16 protein-coding genes and 1 tRNA gene are annotated in these 18704 nt (G+C 36.1%); 9 read left to right on the top strand and 8 right to left on the bottom strand.

Features of this window, described 5'->3' with window-relative positions:
• Nucleotides 1-18: 18 nt before the first annotated feature.
• The 4 genes from ruvA to LC418_RS05270 all read right to left on the bottom strand — a co-directional run bounded on the left by ruvA (nucleotide 19) and on the right by LC418_RS05270 (nucleotide 4304).
• Nucleotides 19-603, bottom strand: coding sequence for a Holliday junction branch migration protein RuvA (ruvA, locus tag LC418_RS05285; protein WP_111957407.1), 585 nt, complete (start codon nucleotides 601-603; stop codon nucleotides 19-21).
• A gap of 193 nt (nucleotides 604-796) precedes the next feature.
• A complete protein-coding gene (locus LC418_RS05280; RefSeq protein WP_111957405.1) occupies nucleotides 797-3097 on the bottom strand; it encodes an NADP-dependent malic enzyme in 2301 nt (766 codons plus the stop codon).
• Nucleotides 3098-3113: 16 nt separating this feature from the next.
• Nucleotides 3114-3965, bottom strand: a complete 852-nt coding sequence (locus LC418_RS05275) for a BadF/BadG/BcrA/BcrD ATPase family protein (RefSeq protein ID WP_111957403.1) — start codon at nucleotides 3963-3965, stop codon at nucleotides 3114-3116.
• A 75-nt stretch (nucleotides 3966-4040) separates the two neighbouring features.
• Nucleotides 4041-4304 carry a hypothetical protein gene (locus tag LC418_RS05270; RefSeq protein WP_111957401.1) on the bottom strand — a complete coding sequence of 88 codons (264 nt, stop codon included), beginning with the start codon at nucleotides 4302-4304 and terminating at the stop codon, nucleotides 4041-4043.
• A 495-nt stretch (nucleotides 4305-4799) separates the two neighbouring features.
• Between LC418_RS05270 and LC418_RS05265 the strand changes: the two genes are divergently transcribed.
• From LC418_RS05265 to LC418_RS05230, 9 genes are all read left to right on the top strand, one after another.
• Nucleotides 4800-5258, top strand: a complete 459-nt coding sequence (locus tag LC418_RS05265; protein WP_111957399.1) for a GtrA family protein — start codon at nucleotides 4800-4802, stop codon at nucleotides 5256-5258.
• A gap of 3 nt (nucleotides 5259-5261) precedes the next feature.
• Nucleotides 5262-5990 carry a lysophospholipid acyltransferase family protein gene (locus LC418_RS05260; protein ID WP_223558333.1) on the top strand — a complete coding sequence of 243 codons (729 nt, stop codon included), beginning with the start codon at nucleotides 5262-5264 and terminating at the stop codon, nucleotides 5988-5990.
• A gap of 39 nt (nucleotides 5991-6029) precedes the next feature.
• On the top strand, nucleotides 6030-7475 hold the full coding sequence (locus LC418_RS05255) for an MFS transporter (RefSeq protein WP_111957395.1): 1446 nt from the start codon (nucleotides 6030-6032) through the stop codon (nucleotides 7473-7475).
• Nucleotides 7438-8523 carry a DUF3810 domain-containing protein gene (locus LC418_RS05250; RefSeq protein ID WP_223558332.1) on the top strand — a complete coding sequence of 362 codons (1086 nt, stop codon included), beginning with the start codon at nucleotides 7438-7440 and terminating at the stop codon, nucleotides 8521-8523. The genes LC418_RS05255 and LC418_RS05250 overlap by 38 nt, the downstream gene beginning before the upstream one ends.
• Before the next feature lie 808 nt (nucleotides 8524-9331).
• Nucleotides 9332-10840, top strand: coding sequence for a vitamin K epoxide reductase family protein (locus LC418_RS05245; protein WP_223558331.1), 1509 nt, complete (start codon nucleotides 9332-9334; stop codon nucleotides 10838-10840).
• Nucleotides 10841-10923: 83 nt separating this feature from the next.
• Nucleotides 10924-11112, top strand: coding sequence for a bacteriocin-like protein (locus tag LC418_RS05240; protein ID WP_223558330.1), 189 nt, complete (start codon nucleotides 10924-10926; stop codon nucleotides 11110-11112).
• Nucleotides 11113-11152: 40 nt separating this feature from the next.
• Nucleotides 11153-11236, top strand: coding sequence for a bacteriocin-like protein (locus LC418_RS21075; RefSeq protein WP_407934742.1), 84 nt, complete (start codon nucleotides 11153-11155; stop codon nucleotides 11234-11236).
• 63 nt (nucleotides 11237-11299) lie between these two features.
• On the top strand, nucleotides 11300-13492 hold the full coding sequence (locus LC418_RS05235; RefSeq protein ID WP_223558329.1) for a peptidase domain-containing ABC transporter: 2193 nt from the start codon (nucleotides 11300-11302) through the stop codon (nucleotides 13490-13492).
• 39 nt (nucleotides 13493-13531) lie between these two features.
• Entirely contained in the window at nucleotides 13532-14830 is a 1299-nt protein-coding gene (locus LC418_RS05230) for an HlyD family secretion protein (protein ID WP_223558328.1), read from the top strand.
• A 254-nt stretch (nucleotides 14831-15084) separates the two neighbouring features.
• Here the strand turns inward: LC418_RS05230 and LC418_RS05225 are convergent.
• The 4 genes from LC418_RS05225 to LC418_RS05210 all read right to left on the bottom strand — a co-directional run bounded on the left by LC418_RS05225 (nucleotide 15085) and on the right by LC418_RS05210 (nucleotide 18628).
• Nucleotides 15085-15158, bottom strand: a tRNA-Met gene (locus tag LC418_RS05225).
• A 44-nt stretch (nucleotides 15159-15202) separates the two neighbouring features.
• Complete coding sequence (locus LC418_RS05220; protein ID WP_223558327.1) at nucleotides 15203-16495, bottom strand: TlpA family protein disulfide reductase; 1293 nt, start codon at nucleotides 16493-16495, stop codon at nucleotides 15203-15205.
• A 61-nt stretch (nucleotides 16496-16556) separates the two neighbouring features.
• Nucleotides 16557-16778: a signal peptidase gene (locus LC418_RS05215; RefSeq protein WP_174772331.1), complete on the bottom strand. Its 222-nt coding sequence runs from the start codon at nucleotides 16776-16778 to the stop codon at nucleotides 16557-16559.
• Between the two features lie 5 nt (nucleotides 16779-16783).
• Entirely contained in the window at nucleotides 16784-18628 is a 1845-nt protein-coding gene (locus LC418_RS05210) for a T9SS type A sorting domain-containing protein (protein WP_157963382.1), read from the bottom strand.
• Between the last annotated feature and the right edge of the window lie 76 nt (nucleotides 18629-18704).

Raw genomic sequence — 18704 nt, 5'->3', positions numbered from 1 at the left:
ATTATTCGCCACCAAATGTTAAATGTTTTTTAAAATTTGTTTTACCAATTCTTCTACGGAGATCTCAGGATTCTGCTTCATCATCCTGTCTGCGATCTTCTCGCTCATTCGTTTCGGAATCCCTAAAACTTCTAATGCAGATAACGATTCTTCCTTGACTTTATTATCCACAAAAGAAGAAATATTTTCTTCTCCAATACTGAATTTTTGGACTTTATCCTTTAAATCTACAATAATTCTTTCTGCAGTTTTGGCACCTATTCCTTTGGCTTTTTGAATCAGTGCACTGTTCTTGGAGAGAATGGCTGAAGCGATCTCCTCAAGGCTCAAGGTGGAAAGGAGGATAAGGGCAGAAACAGCTCCTACTCCGTTAACACTTATTAACAGATTGAACATGTCTTTTTCTGAACGAGTGTTAAATCCAAAGAGAAGATGAGCATCTTCCCGTATGATCTGCTGAGTAAATAAGAATGCCGGCTTATTCAGGGCCAGAGCCTGGGAGGTCATCAAACTGATACCTACATAGTAACCAACTCCTTGTACGTTGATCACTGCGTAAGTGGGTGTAAGTTCTTGAACACTGCCTTGTAAGGAAAATATCATTATTAATTTTTAAAACTCCCAAATATAGCAATTTAAACTAATTAATATTTTCATTTCACGTGCGAATGATTTTTAACTTAAATTTTGATCGTAAATTCAAGGAATTAATATAAAAACAAAAGACTCCAAAATAGGAGCCTTCTGTTATTTTTATGATTATCAAACTGCCATTTATGGCGGCCTCAGCATTTAGCTATTTTTTTTCAGAGTTTTTCTTTTCTCTTCTCTGGGCATCAAGAACCGCCACAGTAGCTAAGTTTACAATTTCATCTACGCTTGAACGCATCTGTAAAACGTGTACAGGCTGCTTTAATCCCATCAAGATTGGTCCGATCACCTGTGCCACTTTCATTCCTCTGATGATCTTGTAAGAAAGATTGGCACTTTCAAGATTCGGGAAAACGAAAGTATTGGCAGGAGTTGTTCCTAATTTTGAGAAAGGATAATCGCTTAAATGATCTGCATTCATGGCAAAATCCGGCTGGATCTCGCCATCAACAACCATTTTAGGGTATTTCTCGTGGAGAATGCTTACTGCTTTGGCTACTTTTTTGGAAGTGTCAGAAATTGCGGCAAAGTTTTCGAAACCAAGCATGGCAATTCTAGGCTCTATTGCAAAAGATTTCACTGTGATTTCAGCCATTTTAGCAATATTCACAAGATCTTCCGCTGTAGGATTCTGATTGATGGATGTGTCAGCGAAGAAGATAGGTTTCTTTTCTGAAAGGATCATCATCATTGCTGCTATTTTGTCTACTCCTTTATCTTTTTCAATAACTTCTAAAACAGGACGGAGCACTGAAGTATAGTTTTTAGAGAAACCAACGATAAGGCCATCTGTATCTCCATGTCTCAGCATTAGCGGACCGAAATAATCTCTCTGACGCACATATCTTTTCGCTTTGTACTCATTCATCCCTTTTCTCTGACGAAGTTTCCAAAGAGTTTCTCTGTACTTTTTCCTGTTTTCTTTCTGATCGTCATCACTTGGATCTATAATCGGAATATCCAGGGTGATACCGAAACGTTCCATTTGCTCTTTGATGTATTTTTTATCTCCTAACAGACTTGGGAAAGCAATCCCTTCTTCGTAAAGAATCTGTGCGGCTTTCAATACATTATATTCTTCAGCGTTACCTAAAGTAATTCTCTTTGGATTCGATTTAGCACGGCTCTGCATCATTCTTACCAGCTTCTCATCTCTTCCCATTCTGTCCAGCAGCTGGTTTTCGTATTCTTCGAAGTCTTCGATGGTTTTTCTGGCAATACCACTTTCAATGGCTGCTTTTGCTACAGCGCTGGATACTTTCGTAATTAACCTGTTATCAAACGGCTTTGGAATAAAGTATTCTCTTCCAAATTGCAGGTTCTGAACATTATAAGCCAATATTACAGCTTCCGGTACGGGTTCTTTTGCAAGATCTGCAATAGCGTGTACAGCTGCCAGCTTCATCTCTTCGTTGATTCCTTTTGCCTGAACATCTAATGCTCCACGGAAAATATAAGGGAATCCCAATACATTGTTCACCTGGTTAGGATAATCACTTCTACCTGTTGCCATGATCACATCTTTACGGGTTTCAAGGGCAAGGTCGTAAGCAATTTCAGGATCCGGGTTTGCCAAAGCAAAAACGATAGGATTCTCATTCATGCTGGAAAGCATTTCCGGAGTCATTACGTTTCCTTTTGACAGACCGATGAAAACATCTGAACCTTTTACCGCATCTTCAAGTGTTTCGATATCTGTATTGGCAATAAAGTCAATTTTTTCAGGCGTAAGGTTTTCTCTTTTATGATTGATCACTCCCTTACTGTCACACATTAAAACATTTTCTCTTTTCAGACCCAGAGAAATATATAGATTGGTACATGCAATGGCTGCGGCTCCTGCTCCATTTACTACCATTCTCACTTCTCCGATATTTTTGCTAGCGATCTGAAGAGCATTAATCAATGCAGCAGCTGAAATAATTGCCGTTCCATGCTGGTCATCGTGCATTAAAGGAATATCCAGTTCTTCTTTAAGCTTCTGTTCGATATAGAACGCTTCAGGAGCTTTAATATCTTCAAGGTTGATTCCTCCGAATGTAGGAGCAATACCTTTTACAATCTGAATGAATTTATCCGGATCTTTTTCATCGATCTCAATATCAAAAACGTTGATATCTGCAAAGATCTTGAACAAAAGACCTTTTCCTTCCATTACCGGTTTTGAAGCTTCAGCTCCAATATCTCCAAGTCCTAATACAGCTGTTCCGTTGGAAATTACAGCTACCAGGTTTCCTTTACCTGTGTAGTCGTACACAGTTTCCGGTTTATCATGGATCTCCATACAAGGAACCGCCACCCCCGGTGAGTACGCCAATGACAGATCTCTTTGAGACGAGTGCGGTTTTGAAGGGATAACTTCGATCTTTCCTTTAGGTTCGGCTTTATGATAATCTAACGCGGCCTGATTAAAGTTCTTTTCGTCGCGGTGGGTTTTACTTGACATAGAATTTTGTTTTTTATTAAAGTATATACTTAATATGGTAGTCTACTAAACTTTCGATAGGTTTCTGGACAACGTGGCCCACATGTAAATGAAATTCTGCCGCAACAGAGCGGAGGGTACTTTCATAATAATAAGCGATAGAGCCGATGAAATTGATCTCGGCTTCTTTTGATTCCTGATATGGAATTACCTGGTATTCAAAGAAATTTTTCATTTCTTCGTACACCATATTTTTAAAGTAAGGATGTTCCTTTCTTTCGATGACAAATTTGTTGAAATCCGCCAACCAGGCATTAGGTCGCGGGCTGTGATACATGTTTTTCAATGCATCTTCAATCTTCAGTCCATAGTTCTGTTCGAATTCTGTATGAAGATCTGCCGGCAATTTTTTCATAAAGTATCTGCGCACGAGCTGTTTCCCGATAGCACTTCCGCTTCCTTCGTCTCCCATAAGAAAACCCAGGGAAGGTAGTTCTATTTTAAGGTTTTTCCCGTCGAAATAGCAAGAGTTTGATCCTGTACCTAAAATACATACCACAGCTGGCTTTCCGCTATATGCGGCATAAGCTGCGGCCATAAGATCTTCTTTCACAACGATGTCTGCTTTTGTAAATATCCTTTTAAGCTCTTCTTCAATAGTTTCGCAGTTTTTTTTCACACCGCAGCCTGAGCCATAGAAGAAGATCTTGGTTATGGAATTTTTGACTAATATAAGGCTGCTGTTCTTTTCTATTTCAGGAACAATAAGTTCTCTGTTGATAAAATTGGGATTAAAGCCGATGGTTTCTGTTTTTAAAAACACTTTTTTGAAATCATCCAGTATCACCCAATCTGATTTGGTAGACCCACTATCAACAATAGCAACCATATTTTACATTTTAGTTTAAGGATGCTAAATTATGAATTTATCTTCAAATAGCGTTTAAAAACAGACTGGAAGCTTCTAATGTTTTATATCAGCTTTTTGGTTATCAAATTTGATGAGCCAGTCTTCAATTTCATCTTCCAGATAAGAGCTCTGAAGCATGATGGCGTTGATAAAATCATCAGGCACAGGTTCATTGGTAGAGTTTTCTAGGTTCCACAATTCGTCTGTCATATTTTCATATTCTGAATACACTCTTTTGAAGCGGGAATTTTCTCTCTCAAGAGCTTCAATATTTTTTTGCTGAAGCTGGAATTTTCTGTATTTGTTTTGACTTTTCATACAAATATTGTTATAATTTGGGTCGTAAAAATTATGGTAGTATGCGTTATACCGCACATTACAAGATAGAAAAAACCATCAACACAAGAAGTTGAAAATGAATTTATTATCAGGTTATAATTACATCATTCTGAATATTAAATTTAGAAATTATTTTGGTTCAAAAAAATAATTTAACAACTTTTTTCAATGTTTAACATATGCTTACCAAATTATTTTTGGCTGAAACTTTCAGATTCCTTTTAGACATCAATGTTGCTATCGCTTTTAATTTTTTTTTGAAATGATAAAAAGAAATTTCCCATTCATTATTAATAATTATAACTAATGAATATCAGACGCATGACTTTTATAACTATGTATGATACCGGAAATTAAACCGCCATATATTTCACTGAAAAAACCAATTTATTAAATCAATATTTTATTTTAAAATATTCTTTTATTCTTCCATTATTGACATATAGTTATAAATTTGCACCTCATATATATTGAATGAGAGAATTACTAATACGCCAGAAACAGGTTTTGTTCTTCATTATTGCCGGGGGGCTCAGTGCTATTGTAGAGATTGGAAGCTTCAAAGCATTCAGTACTTACCTTCCGCATGTTTTCGCCAGAGAAACCAATTTTCATGGCATACATTATCCTTTAAGTAATATTTTCTCTACATGCTGTGGAATCATCAGCAACTATTTCCTAAGCATCTGGTTTGTCTTTGAAAGAGGAAAGCATTCCAAAAGAAAAGAGTTTGCTTATTTTATGGGAGTATCCTTCATTTCAACTTTATTAAGCTTAGGCTTTTTCCAGATTTTTTACAGCTTTATCTTTAAGGACAATATCAATTTATTTTTTTATACCTTAAGCCCTGAAATGATCAGTAAGATTGCAGCAATCCTCCTGGTTTCCATACTTAATTATTCAGTGAAAAAGAAAGTAATTTTTAACGGTTAAGCAGTGACAAAAATTTTAAATCATCTCTGGAGACTATGGCTGCTGCTGCTGGCGTTTTTTTTAACGGTCACATTGGGAATCCCTGTCTATATCTTATCCTTTAATAAAAAGCATTACAAATATGCTTACAAATTTATCCGGATCTGGTGTTTTGGAATGTTTTACGGCATGGGTTTGAGGTACGATCTCATCAATCTTTCTGACCAGAAAAAAGACAAAAGTAAACCGTACGTTTTCATTTCGAATCATACTTCCATTATGGATATTATGCTTGCCTGCATCCTGATGCCCCATCATCCGATCTGTTTTGTAGGCAAAAAAGAACTTGTAAAAATTCCCATTTTCGGTACCATCTATAAAAGGATATGTGTGATGGTAGACAGAGGCAGCGCAAGAAGCCGTGCAGATGTTTACAGAAGATGTGCAGAAAAGATGGAAGAAGGAAATAGTATTGCGATATTCCCAGAAGGCGGCGTTCCTGACGATACTTCTATTATTCTTGATGAATTTAAAGACGGAGCATTTACTTTATCTTCCAAACATCACTCTCCAATTGCAGTGTACACTTTTGTAGGATTGAAAGAAATATTTCCTTTCGACAGTGCAAAAGGTTACCCGGGAAAAGTAAAAGTATATTTCAACGGAATCATGGAACCATCAGATTCTCCGAGAGATCTGAAAACAAAAGCTTACAAAGAGATAAAAAAAACATTGCTGGAACATTCTATTTAAAAGAAATAGTTATATTTGTTTGCGAAATTTTTAACAAACATGTCAAATTATTCTAAACAAACCAATTGGGGACAGTTTATTCCCTTGGTTACTGTGTTTTTTTTCTGGGGATTTGTTGCGGCAAGTAATGACATTCTCATACCAGTTTTCCAAAAAGCCTTTAAATTGACCCAAACTGAAAGTATGCTCGTACAGATTTGCTTTTATGTGGCGTACACCGTGGGTTCTTTAATTTATATGGCTGTTTCAAAAGGTTTGAAACAGGATCTTATTAATAAAATAGGTTACAAAAATGGTCTTATCTTGGGTCTTCTTATTTCGGCCTCAGGAACTTTACTGTTCTATCCGGCAGCAAATCTGGCATCGTTTCCGTTGATGATCTCCGGTTTGTTCATTGTTGGACTCGGTTTCTCATTACAACAGATTGTAGCGAATCCACTAGCTATTGAAGTGGGACCATCTGAAACAGGATCTCAGAGACTTACCATGGCGGGAGGAATCAATAACCTGGGAACAACCATCGGACCGCTTCTCGTATCATTTGCGATTTTTGGTGCTGCATCTGCAGCTAATACAGAAGCAAGTATCGAAAGCGTAAAGGTCCCTTATCTTATGCTGGGAGTTGCATTTGTGCTGGTAGCCATCATGCTTAAGTTCTCCTCTCTTCCTGCAATCACTCCTACTATTATAGAGGATACTGACGATGTGATTCCGGGAGATCACAAAACATCCGCTTTTCAATACCCTCAGTTGGTAATGGGTATGATCGCAATTTTTGTATATGTAGGCGTAGAAGTTTCTACAGCAAGTAACCTTCCTGCTTATATGGAAAAAAGCTTAGGTTTTGAAACCAAAGATGTAGCGCCTTATATTTCCTTATACTGGGCTTCATTAATGATAGGCCGTTGGACGGGTGCAGTAGAAGCATTTGACCTGAGTGCCGGATTCAAAAAGATTCTAAGATTCCTTGCCCCTTATCTTGCATTCGGTGTATTCTTATTAGTGAATGCAATTGCTAAGCATGACCTTTCACCTTTCTATGTATACGGTGCTGTTATTATTGTGATGATCATCTGTGACATTATGAGTAAAGGAAACCCTGCGAGAATGCTTTTGATTTTCTCTGTAGCAGGTATAGCCGCCTTACTGATAGGAATGTTTACAACAGGAATGGTATCAGTATACGCTTTTACCAGTGTAGGATTATTCTGTTCTACCCTCTGGCCTTGTATTTTTGCTCTTGCAATCAACGGTCTCGGAAAGCACACCAACCAAGGTTCAGGCTATCTGATCATGATGATTATGGGTGGTGGTATTGTAAGCTTTATCCAGGGATATATTGCAGATAAAACCAATATTCATTTCAGCTATATCGTAGGTGTTGTATGTTTTGCTTATCTTGCATTCTATGCAATCCGTGTAACAGGGATCTTAAAATCCCAGGGTATTGATCTGGATAAAATCTCTAAAGGCAGTGGTCACTAATACAACAAAAATAATATATAAAAAGAGATTTTGGGCAGGTGTATTACTTGCCCAATTTCTTTTGTTCTATGGCTTCTCAAAGTCCGGAATAACGATCTATTTCTTTGAACGTTTTTTCGAATTCCAGAAAAAGCTCCATCAAATACTTTTCAGCTGGATTCCTTTTTCTTTCGGAGATCTTATCTATATTCTCTTGGGAATTTTTCTTTTATACTGTCTTGTTTTATGTTTTAAAAAGAAAAGCAGAAACGGGGCTATTTTGAAGCTTCTGGCTACGATTAATATCTTTTACTTCATCTACCAGGTCTTTTGGGGAATGCTTTATTTTCAGGATCCTGTCATTAAGAAGCTTTCCAGCCAAAAAGAACCTGAAATTGGTAAAGCAAAAACATTAGCCCTACGCTATCTGGAAAAATGCAAAGCTACCCGACAATCCGTTCGGGAAGATAAAAACGGAATATTCATTATTACCGATCTTACCTCTATCCAGACAGAAATTTTGCATCAGCAAGCCCGGCTTCCGAAATATATTTCGGATAAAAGTGCTCCACAGATCAATGCTTTTAAACCAAGTCTTTTCAAAAGTGTGATGAATTTCACAGGAATACTGGGATATTATAACCCTTTTACAGCAGAGGCCCAATATAATGCAGAACTTCCCCATACTCTTATTCCGTTTACTTCTGCACATGAAAGTTCTCACCAGCTTGGTTTTGCCAGAGAGCAGGAAGCCAATTTCATAGGCTATCTGATTGGTGTGAATTCCAAAAATACAGATTTAAGGTACAGTACTGAATATTTTACGTTAAAAAGTCTTTTAAGGTTTATTGTTGAGGAAGACCCCGAATTTGTAAAATCAGTCCTTAAACAATATTCTCCGGCAATGAAAAGAGACCGGATGTACGAAAGGAGTTTTATTTTCAGACATCAGGGCTGGTTGGATGATTTTTTCGGGTTTACGAATAATTTGTTTTTAAAAAGCAACCAGCAAGAAGGTGCCGTTACTTATTCTTACTTTATTGATCTCTTGTTGAATTACGAAAAGTAATAAACAAACAAAAGAATCGTATCAGGCGATACGATTCTAAAAACACAAATGATGAAAAAAAATTTATTACCTTGACTTGTTCCCTCATTCAAGGCGATGTAAAAGTACAATATATTTTATAAATACAAAAACATTTCCAGTGTTTTTTAAAACTTTAAGAAAACTTTATGATTTTTTAAGTTTTTTTGTGTTCAACCTTGAAAATTAGAACCTTAACAAAATTTATGATTCAGTAATCAATCAACATAAAAAGATAAAATAGACTAATAAAAATTCACAAAACTAAACATTTGTTTAAAAATAAAGCATTCATGTTTTTGCAGTTTTTTTATAACCATAAAATTAGAGTTATTTAATAATATTATTGAAGATTCAACTTATTTTTAATCTAGCAACAACAAAACATTAGCACGTATCATTTTACTTTATGGTCAAACTATAATAAATAAAAAGTAAAATTAAATTTAGAAACTAAAATGAATATTTCTGTAAAATAATTATACATGATGATGAGTAAAGCGCGGATATAATCCTTACTCGGAAAAATGAGAGAAATGGAGTAAAAACCTGTTAAAACAAAAAGCAATTGAAAATTATAACCTACCTGAGTTGATAAAAAGCTGATATGAAAAAACAACTAATCTTCTAAAGTACAGATACGTTCGATAATCAGAGGCGAAACATTTTTTTCTTTAACAAATTATTGATATTCAAATTAAATCCACCAAAACATCCTTATATCTCACCCTTAATAGAAAAAAAATTTGTTTTTTTAAAACATCTGCGTATTTTAGTTAAAAATATTACTATGATTTTCGACAAGCTAATTAACTATCTAAAACTTGATAAACAGGAGTTTTCTTTTCAGTTCAATTCCCATCCAAACTATCCTTCTGCGTTGGCTTTTAGTGATACGCTTAACTTTATGGGCGTAAAAAATGATGCTTATGAACTTGATAAGGAATATTGGGATGAGCTGCCGGAAGAGTTTATCGCGATCGTAGATAATTCCTTTTCTCTGGTAAAGAAATCGGGAGCCAGTTATTCGGTTTATTCTGAAAAAGCCAAAACACTCAATAAAGAAGAACTTCATAAAAAATCAACAGATTTCGTCCTACTTTTTGAAAAAACTGAAAATGCGGAAAATAAGACAGCCTTTGATTTTAAACCTCTTTTATATGTTGTTTTCGCCATCATTCTTGGCTACTCTTTTTTCACTCAAACGATATACGAGGCTCTTTTTAATATTCTTTCCCTGGCAGGTGTCTATATTTCTCTGGAGATCTTCAACCAGAAATTCGGAAATACTTCTACAGTAATCGGAAGTATTTGTGGAGATACCTCTGCCAAACAAACTACCAATTCATGTGACAAGATCATCAAGCAGGATAAAACAAGTATTTTTGGTTTAAAATTCTCAGATTTTTCTCTGATCTACTTTACAGGGCTTGCCATACTGGGGCTTTTCTTACCGGCAACAGCTTATATTGTAAAAGGATTTACACTTGTTTCCGTATTGGCCATTGCCTATTCATTATACATCCAGGCTTTTGTAGAAAAGGCTTTCTGCAGAGTATGTCTACTGATTATTTCAATCTTGTTAGGGCAATTAGTACTTAGCATTCTGTTTTTTCAAAGTACACCGTTTAGTGTGGGAATTCTATTATTAACAGCTGTTCTGTGGATCCTTGTTTTCTCTTCTGTTTTATATTTCAGCAACATTCTTTCTCAAAAAGAAAGTCTTCAGAAATCAAATGCTAAAAACCTTAGATTTAAAAGAAATTATGAACTTTTCAAAAGCCAGCTTTTAGAAAATGAAAAAATAGAATTCCAGGATACGGAGACTTTCGTATTAGGCAATAAAAACTCTAAACTTCGTCTTTCAATTGTATCCAATCCTTATTGTGGTTTTTGTAAAGACGGCCATAAGATCATGGAAGGGCTTCTTGAAAAATATCCTGATGACATTTCTGTACAGATCCGTTTCAACTACTCTACGGAAAGAGCTGATGAGAAATACACCAAATTACTTTCAGCTTTTAAACATATTTATCACAACAAGCCTGAAAAAGAATTTTTGAAAGCTGTTGAAGAATGGTTTGAAACAAAAGATGAAAACAAGATCGTCTCTTTATCGGGATCGTCTACAACAGAAGATTTAACGCCATTTATTGAAATGACCAAGGATAACAGCAACAACGGTCTGAACTTCACTCCTATTTTCATTCTCAACGGGCACCAGTTTCCGGACAAATATGACCGTGAAGATATTTGGTTCTTTGTTGATGAATTAATGGAAGATGAGGACTTTCAATAAATCTTTTCGGAATTGAAAAATTCACTATCTTAGGAAAAAATAAAAGCGAATTCCAAGAGCGGAAAATAAATAACTTAGTAACTATGAAAAGCTTAAAGAAAATCTCAAGAGAGGGTTTAAAAACCATTAAAGGAGGACTTAGACAATGTCCTCTGGATGGAAATTGTGGTGGAGATCAATGCTGTGCAAACGGTGTATGCAGATCCATAGCCGGAGCTGGTCCTAATACGTATTATTGTACTCCTCCTACATTGATTGATGTTACGCCGTAAACAGGTTAATAACTTTCAACCTTAAACAAGGTTCAATAATATGAAAAATCTAAAAAAACTGTCAAGAGAAAACTTGAGAATACTTCGAGGAGGTATCACAGAGATTAGCCAAATGATTAATTAGTACAACAATGAATAAAGTAAAAATGTCGTCATATGTGGCGACATTTTATAATGAGTATAAATTTTGAAGAAATTTCCCTTTTATAAACAGCCGGATGCTAAAGACTGCGGTCCAACCTGCCTTAGAATAGTAAGTAAATATTACGGCAGGAGTATCTCTCTGCAGCAGATCCGTACACTTTCTGAAACCACCCGTGAAGGAAGCAGCCTTTTGGGGCTGAGTGATGCATCCGAAAACTTAGGATTCCGTTCCCTTGGAGTCCAGATCGATTTTAATACCCTTGCAGAAGAAGTACCGTTCCCATGTATTGTCCATTGGAATAAGAACCACTTCGTTGTTGTCTATAAAATTGATAAAAATAATAAAGTCTATATTTCAGATCCGAGTTACGGACTGATTACCTATACCCGCGAAGAATTTATTAAATTATGGATCGGGGAAAATGCCAACGAAAACACAGAAGAAGGGATTGCCCTTATTCTTGAAACAACGCCCGCATTTTTTCAGACAGAGTTTGACACAACGGAAAGTAAAGCCAGCTTCTCTTTCCTTTCGAAATACCTGCTTAAGTACAAGTCACTTGTTATACAGCTTGCTGTAGGTCTTTTGGCCGGAAGTTTACTTTCGCTTATATTTCCGTTTCTTACCCAAAGTATTGTAGATGTCGGAATACAGAACCAGGATCTCAACTTTATTTATGTTGTCCTTCTTGCTCAAATTATGTTATTCCTGGGAAGAATGGGTATTGAGGTGATCCGAAGCTGGATCCTCCTTCATCTTTCCGCAAGGATTAATATTTCGATCATCTCAGATTTCTTTATCAAACTGATGAAGCTTCCTATAAGCTTTTTCGATACGAGAATGACGGGGGATATTATGCAGAGGATCAATGACCACCACAGAATAGAACAGCTTTTGACGAGTTCCTCGTTAAATACCCTGTTTTCACTTGTCAATCTTATCATCTTCAGTATTGTCCTGCTGTTCTACGATTATAGACTTTTTATCGTTTATCTTGTAGGAGCAGCATTATATATTGGATGGATCAGTTTCTTTCTTAATAAGAGAAAAGAACTGGATTATAAAAGATTCTCTCAGGTTTCACAGGAACAGAGTAAAGTAATCGAACTGATCAATGGTATGCAGGAGATTAAAATGCATAACGCGGAAAAGCAGAAGCGTTGGGATTGGGAATTTTTACAGGTAAAGCTGTTTAAAATCAGGATAAAATCTCTATCTCTGGAACAATGGCAGTCTGTAGGAGGAAATTTCATCAACCAGATGAAAGATATTCTGGTAAGTTTCCTTTCTGCAAAACTGGTTCTGAGTGGCAATCTTACCTTGGGGATGATGCTCTCGGTGCAATATATCATTGGACAGCTGAACAGCCCATTATTGCAGCTTATCGATTTTATCAAACAGACTCAGGATGCAAAAATCTCATTGGAAAGATTGGGTGAGATTCACGACAAAGAAGATGAAGAAGACAAAAATGAACAGTATGCGGGTGAAATTCCGGAGAAAGACATTGATGTCAGCAATATATCATTCAGGTATATCGGATCTGATGTTCCTGTATTTGAAGATCTCACCCTTACAATTCCTTACCAGAAAACTACAGCTATTGTAGGGGCCAGCGGAAGTGGTAAAACCACACTTCTGAAGCTTTTGATGAAATTTTATGAACCTAATTCAGGAGAAATCAAACTTGGAAATACCCAGTTAAGAAATATTTCCCCAAGATTTTGGAGAGATCATTGCGGAGTGGTAATGCAGGAAGGATATGTATTCAATGATACTATAGCCAATAATATTGCGGTAGGTGAAGATCATGTGGACAAACAGAAATTAAGAAGAGCTGTAGAAATTGCAAACATTAAGGAATTTATTGAAAGCTTGCCTTTAAGTTATAATACAAAGATTGGAAACGAAGGTGTGGGAGTCAGCGGTGGTCAGAAACAAAGGCTTTTCATTGCCAGAGCGGTTTATAAATCGCCGGAATTTATCTTCTTTGATGAAGCTACTTCTGCTTTGGATGCCAATAATGAAAAAGTGATCATGGAGAATCTTGAACAGTTCTTTAAGGGTAAAACTGCTATCGTTATTGCTCACAGATTATCCACGGTAAAACATGCCGACAAAATCATAGTTCTGGATAAAGGTAAAGTGGTAGAAGAAGGTAACCATGCCGAATTGGTCTCTTTAAAAGGGGAATATTACAGACTGGTGAAGAATCAGCTTGAATTAGGAAATTAACAATACTCTGAAAGCACAGGGAAAATTTATCTTTGAAACATGAAAGAAGACATCTTAGACAATATTGAACTTCGTTCGGAAAGTGTTCAGGACATTCTCACACAGCCTCCTCATTGGATGATACGCTGGGGAAACAGCATTATATTAGTTATACTTCTGCTTATCCTTGTGATGAGCTATATCATCAAATATCCGGAATTTGTTTCCGCTCCCGTTATTGTTACGTCACAAAATCCGCCTGAAAAGATAGAAGCCAGAACCAGCTCAAAAATTGAAAAGATCTTTATTAAGGATCATCAGGAGGTTAAGAAAAATGATGTATTGATGGTGATGCAGTCCACAGCAAATTATAAAGATGTTTTGGAACTGAAAAAGCTTGTAGATTCTATTGCTCCCAATCAGCTTAGCTCTTTCCCGATTGCACAGACATCCAGATTCAAACTTGGAGAATTGCAGGGTGATTACAATAGTTTCGCAAAAGCTTTTCAGGATGAGGAGCTTTTCACGAGGCTACAGCCTTATGCTCCTGAAAATATTGCAGCCAATCAAAGTATCTCAGAATACAAGGGAAGAATCGCAACTTTAAAACAACAGAAAAACCTGGAATTAGCTAAATATGAATTATCAAAAAAAAGCTATCAGAGATCTCAGGAACTTTTCAACCAGGGAGTAATCGCTTCCGTAGAACTTGAAAATGAAAAAATAAAATATCTTCAGGCACAACAAAATCTTGAAAACCTTAATATTTCCATTTCACAAATGGATGAGGGAATTTCAAATCTGAACAAAACGAAAAGCGGCACAGCTATCAATACGGAAAAAGATAAAATAACATATTCTTCGCAGACTTTACAGCTTTTTGAACAGCTTCGTAAATCTTTAAAGCAGTGGGAACAAAATTATCTTGTTATATCATCCACAGATGGTATGGCCAGTTTTCAACAGTTTTTCGGAGAAAATCAATTTGTAAAAGTAGCAGAACCCATCCTTTCCATACTTCCTACAAACAAGGAAAAGCTGGTAGGAAGAATGTCTGTTCCTACCGTTAACTCAGGAAAGGTAACTACAGGCCAAAAAGTATTAATTAAACTTGATAACTACCGTTTTCAGGAATATGGTATTGTAGAAGGAAAAGTACAGAATATTTCTCTTATTCCTGATGATAAAGGAAATTACTATGTAGATATCACTCTCCCCAAAGGATTAAAAACAAGCTATAATAAGAACCTTACGTTTGATAAAGAACTCAGAGGTAATGCAGAAATCGTAACACAAGATCTACGGCTTATTGAAAGATTTTTCTATCAGATCAGAAAATTATTGGGGTACCAAAGTTAATTTGCCCTCTTACATATAAAGAAACCGCGGCTGTTGTAAGCTGCGGTTTTCTATTTATGACATGATATTAATTCAGATTAAGCTCCCAATAGACATAAAATTAAAATAATGAAAAGCTTCATGGGGACTGAATTGGGTTTATAATCACTGGAAACTCATAGTAAATGGTTTTAACTCATCTTAAAAGAATATAATGATGAATTTTATTTAAAATAAAAAAAGGAAAGTAATATGTATTACTTTCCCTTTTATTGTAGCGAAGACGGGAATTGAACCCGTGACCTCAGGGTTATGAATCCTGCGCTCTAACCAACTGAGCTACCTCGCCGTTTTGGTGGTGCAAATATAGAAAATATTTGTTTACCACCAAAATTATTTTAGCTTAAAATATTCCAAAACATTGCCCACGTGGTCTGGCTTATTGATTATCTTATTGTTAGCATCTAAAATAAAATAAGTAGGAGTTGCATGTACGTTATAGGTATCTACATAACTGCTGTTCCATCCTCTTAATTCAGAATCATTGATCCAAGGAAATGCAGCAATCTTTTGAGTGTAAGAATTCTTATCCATATCTAAAGACAGCCCAATAATCTGTATATTCTTTGCTTTTAAATCATTGTATTTTGCCAGAAGCTGAGGCAGCTCGCTTTCACAATGAGAGCATGTAGATGACCAGAAAACAATTATTTTCTTATCAGCTTTCACATCATACAGTGATTTTGCAGATGTATTAGCCGGTGACTGGAATTTAACATTGGGAAATGCTGCTCCCATTTCAACATTGGCATTAGATTTTAAAGTAGTTGCCAGCCTGTCAGTGATGGTGCATTTAAGGTTTTTTGCAAGCGTAAGATATTTGGTTTTGAACTCTTCCATATCGTAGGCATCAAAAATATCAATCAGCTCTGACAAAACGGTTTGCCCTCTTGGAGTTTCAACCTTTAAACGGTCTAATAGGGTATCTACAGAGCCTGCAACATTCGTATTACCACCTGAATTAAGATATGAAACCAAAACAGGCCTTAAAAGTGAGGAAGACTCAAGCATATCATTGGATTTATCCAGGAAGTTAACAATATCGTCCTGACTGGCTTTTTTTGCAGGATCTGTGGAGCTAGACAGAAATTTACTATAGTTGGTATTATAATAAGAAATGAATGGATGCTGGGCTGCATCAATACCGTTACTCATTCCGGCAAGTCTTTCTATCTCACTTTTCAGTGCTTTTCCGAACTCAGTATTATCCTTATAATATTCTTTGATCTGTGCCAATGCCGGAAGGATAAGTTCTTTTTTCTGGGATCCTTCCTGCTGTTTGCTCATCAGATCATTAACTTCATCAAGATAGATAACATCTTTGAGTTTATTATTCTGAACATCCATTTTAATGCTTACATTTTTGTTTTCCGAAACAAAGTTTACCGCATTATTTGAAGCCGGAAAATATACCTTCATCATTCCCATATAATGGTTTGGATATTTAAAGGTCCATGTATTATTCTTGCTCTGTTCTTTAGTAACGATTATATCTTTCGATCCGTTTAATGTATATAGAATGGCATCTTGATCTTTGAATTCTGCAGGAGCCTGAATGGTAACAGTAAACTGAGCCTGCAAAGAAAATGCAGATAATACTGCAGATAATATATAAATCTTTTTCATAAAGTAAAAATAAAAAAACTCTCTGACTAATCAGAGAGTTTAATGTTATTTTAATAAAATTTTAGGCTTTTTGGCTCTTCAATTTCTTTGTATAGTATATAATAAATACAACTGCAACAATAGACAGCAGATAAACATACATGTCAATAGGTGATGCAACCCCGCCGGGTCCTACCCCGCCGGTACCACCATCTTCTGGTGCTGGCGGTATTTCGTCAGCCGCCTTGACCAGTAGGGTCCCAAAAAAGAAAAGAGCAAGTACTAGTTTATTAATAGTTTTCATAATATTTATTTTAAGATTTTAGTGTTAACAGTTTCTCCCTTATCAGAAACAATTTTTACAACATAAGAATTTTTAATTGCTCCATTAAGCTCAATTACAAAATCCGTAGATGTATCAACTGCTTTTTTAGAGATAACTAGTTTACCGCTCATATCATAAACTTCAATATCTGCTTTTTTCCAGTTTGGATCGAATCTAACAATGTAGTTGGTAATTTCTGGATTGTATACCACCATTGTTCTTGAAGGTGTAGCAACTGTTTCTTTTGCGGCTAATACCACATTGCTTGGCTCACCATAATATAAATCATAAGATGCAACAGCATTAGGTGCAATACCATCCTGTGTTGCAGGTTGTAGAGTACCGTTTGATGCTTTATAGTAAAAGCCGATACCTGCAGATAGCAAGTGAGTTCCTGCTGGAACCAACTCCCCATTTTCTCTTATTTCAAATTTGTAAGATTTTACTTTACCGGTATCGTAATTTACCAGTTTAACATTCTTACCTTTAAAGTTACTTTCATTGGCTTCATTAATGTATAACCAATATTTAGATGTGTAGTTTGTATCATAACCCCCATTTAAAGCTTCTTCAAATGTACCGATAATGTTACTTCCTGCAGTTGCCTGAACAGTAGTTGCTACAGAAGTCTGGTGACCCGTAACAGAATTAGGTGAAACTACATAATAAGTTCTTGCAACTTCTTTTCCTGAATCATCTAAGCCAATTACTCCAAGCTGTTTTACCGTACCGTCGATGCTTTTTGCAGCATTTTTAGCAGCAGTAACACTATAATCAGTAGCAGCTGCTCTAACGGTTGAGTTAAATCTTCTAAGAGTATTAAAATCCAATGTTTGGGCAGTGTTATCTCTCAATTTCAGAACGAAAGTCTGCATTGGCTTGATGATCATACCAACATCCCCAACAGGAACCCCACCTGGATTAGTATAAGTCTGAATCAATGCTCCTGTACTGTAAGCATTTCCTTGTGATCCTACAACTACAGTTCCAGGATCATATCTAACTCCCCAAATATTAGAAATGTTATTTCCATCTGTGGTTCCTCCATTTTCTAAATATCCTATTCTTGATAAATCAAGATTAGTTAAGAAAGGGTTTCCAAATTGGTAAATATTCTTACCATAAGTAAGAGTCCAAGGAGTAATTGTGGTTTCAAACTGATCCTGCAGATAAGTATTGTATCTTTCGTTGTATCCATTGATAGCCGTACCATTTGTCCCAAAATTAACATTTCCTGCATTCTGAAGAGTTGTAGCAGAAGCAAATGTCGCATAAGGACGACCATTAATAGTATGCATAGCACTACTTACATCTAAGTTGTTATTGTTAGATCCAAGCATGTAGTACGCAGAACCATTACTGGTAGTAAGGGATAAGTCCGGATAATGATCAGCTATAGCTGCAGTATTGTTCCATTTTAGAATTTCGTTTTGGCTTCTTCTTACAGTGCCAAATGTTTTACCCAATTCAGTGGATAAAGTGCTCATAGTTTTACCAAAGAATGGCAAACCAACCTGTTGATAATAATTTCCAGTACCATTCTTTTTGGTTCTGAATTCCTTACTTACAATTCCAGTAATCTGTCCTTGGCTTAAACCATCAACATATAGCTGTCCGTAAGTAGACACATCGTCAGTAGCAGTGGGAGTATTAAGTCTTAAAATAATATTTCCGCCATCGGTTTTATCTGCACCGGCAGCGTCAATTGTTTTAAAAGCATCTCCAGATACGCCTACAACCATAACGTTTCCATGGACATCCAAAAGGCCATTGCCTCTTGTTTGTACACCTCCACCGCTATAAACTAGGGTACCTTCGCTTACATACATATTAGCATTAGTGTCAACATGACATAGTATCTGCGCCTGAACAGAGTAACTAATTGCTAAAAGACCTATAGCAAAT

The organism is Chryseobacterium lathyri (genome assembly GCF_019970085.1).
Taxonomy (GTDB): domain Bacteria; phylum Bacteroidota; class Bacteroidia; order Flavobacteriales; family Weeksellaceae; genus Chryseobacterium; species Chryseobacterium lathyri.
Note: the sequence above shows the minus strand (reverse complement) of the source record. Positions and strands in the feature narration are given on the sequence as shown.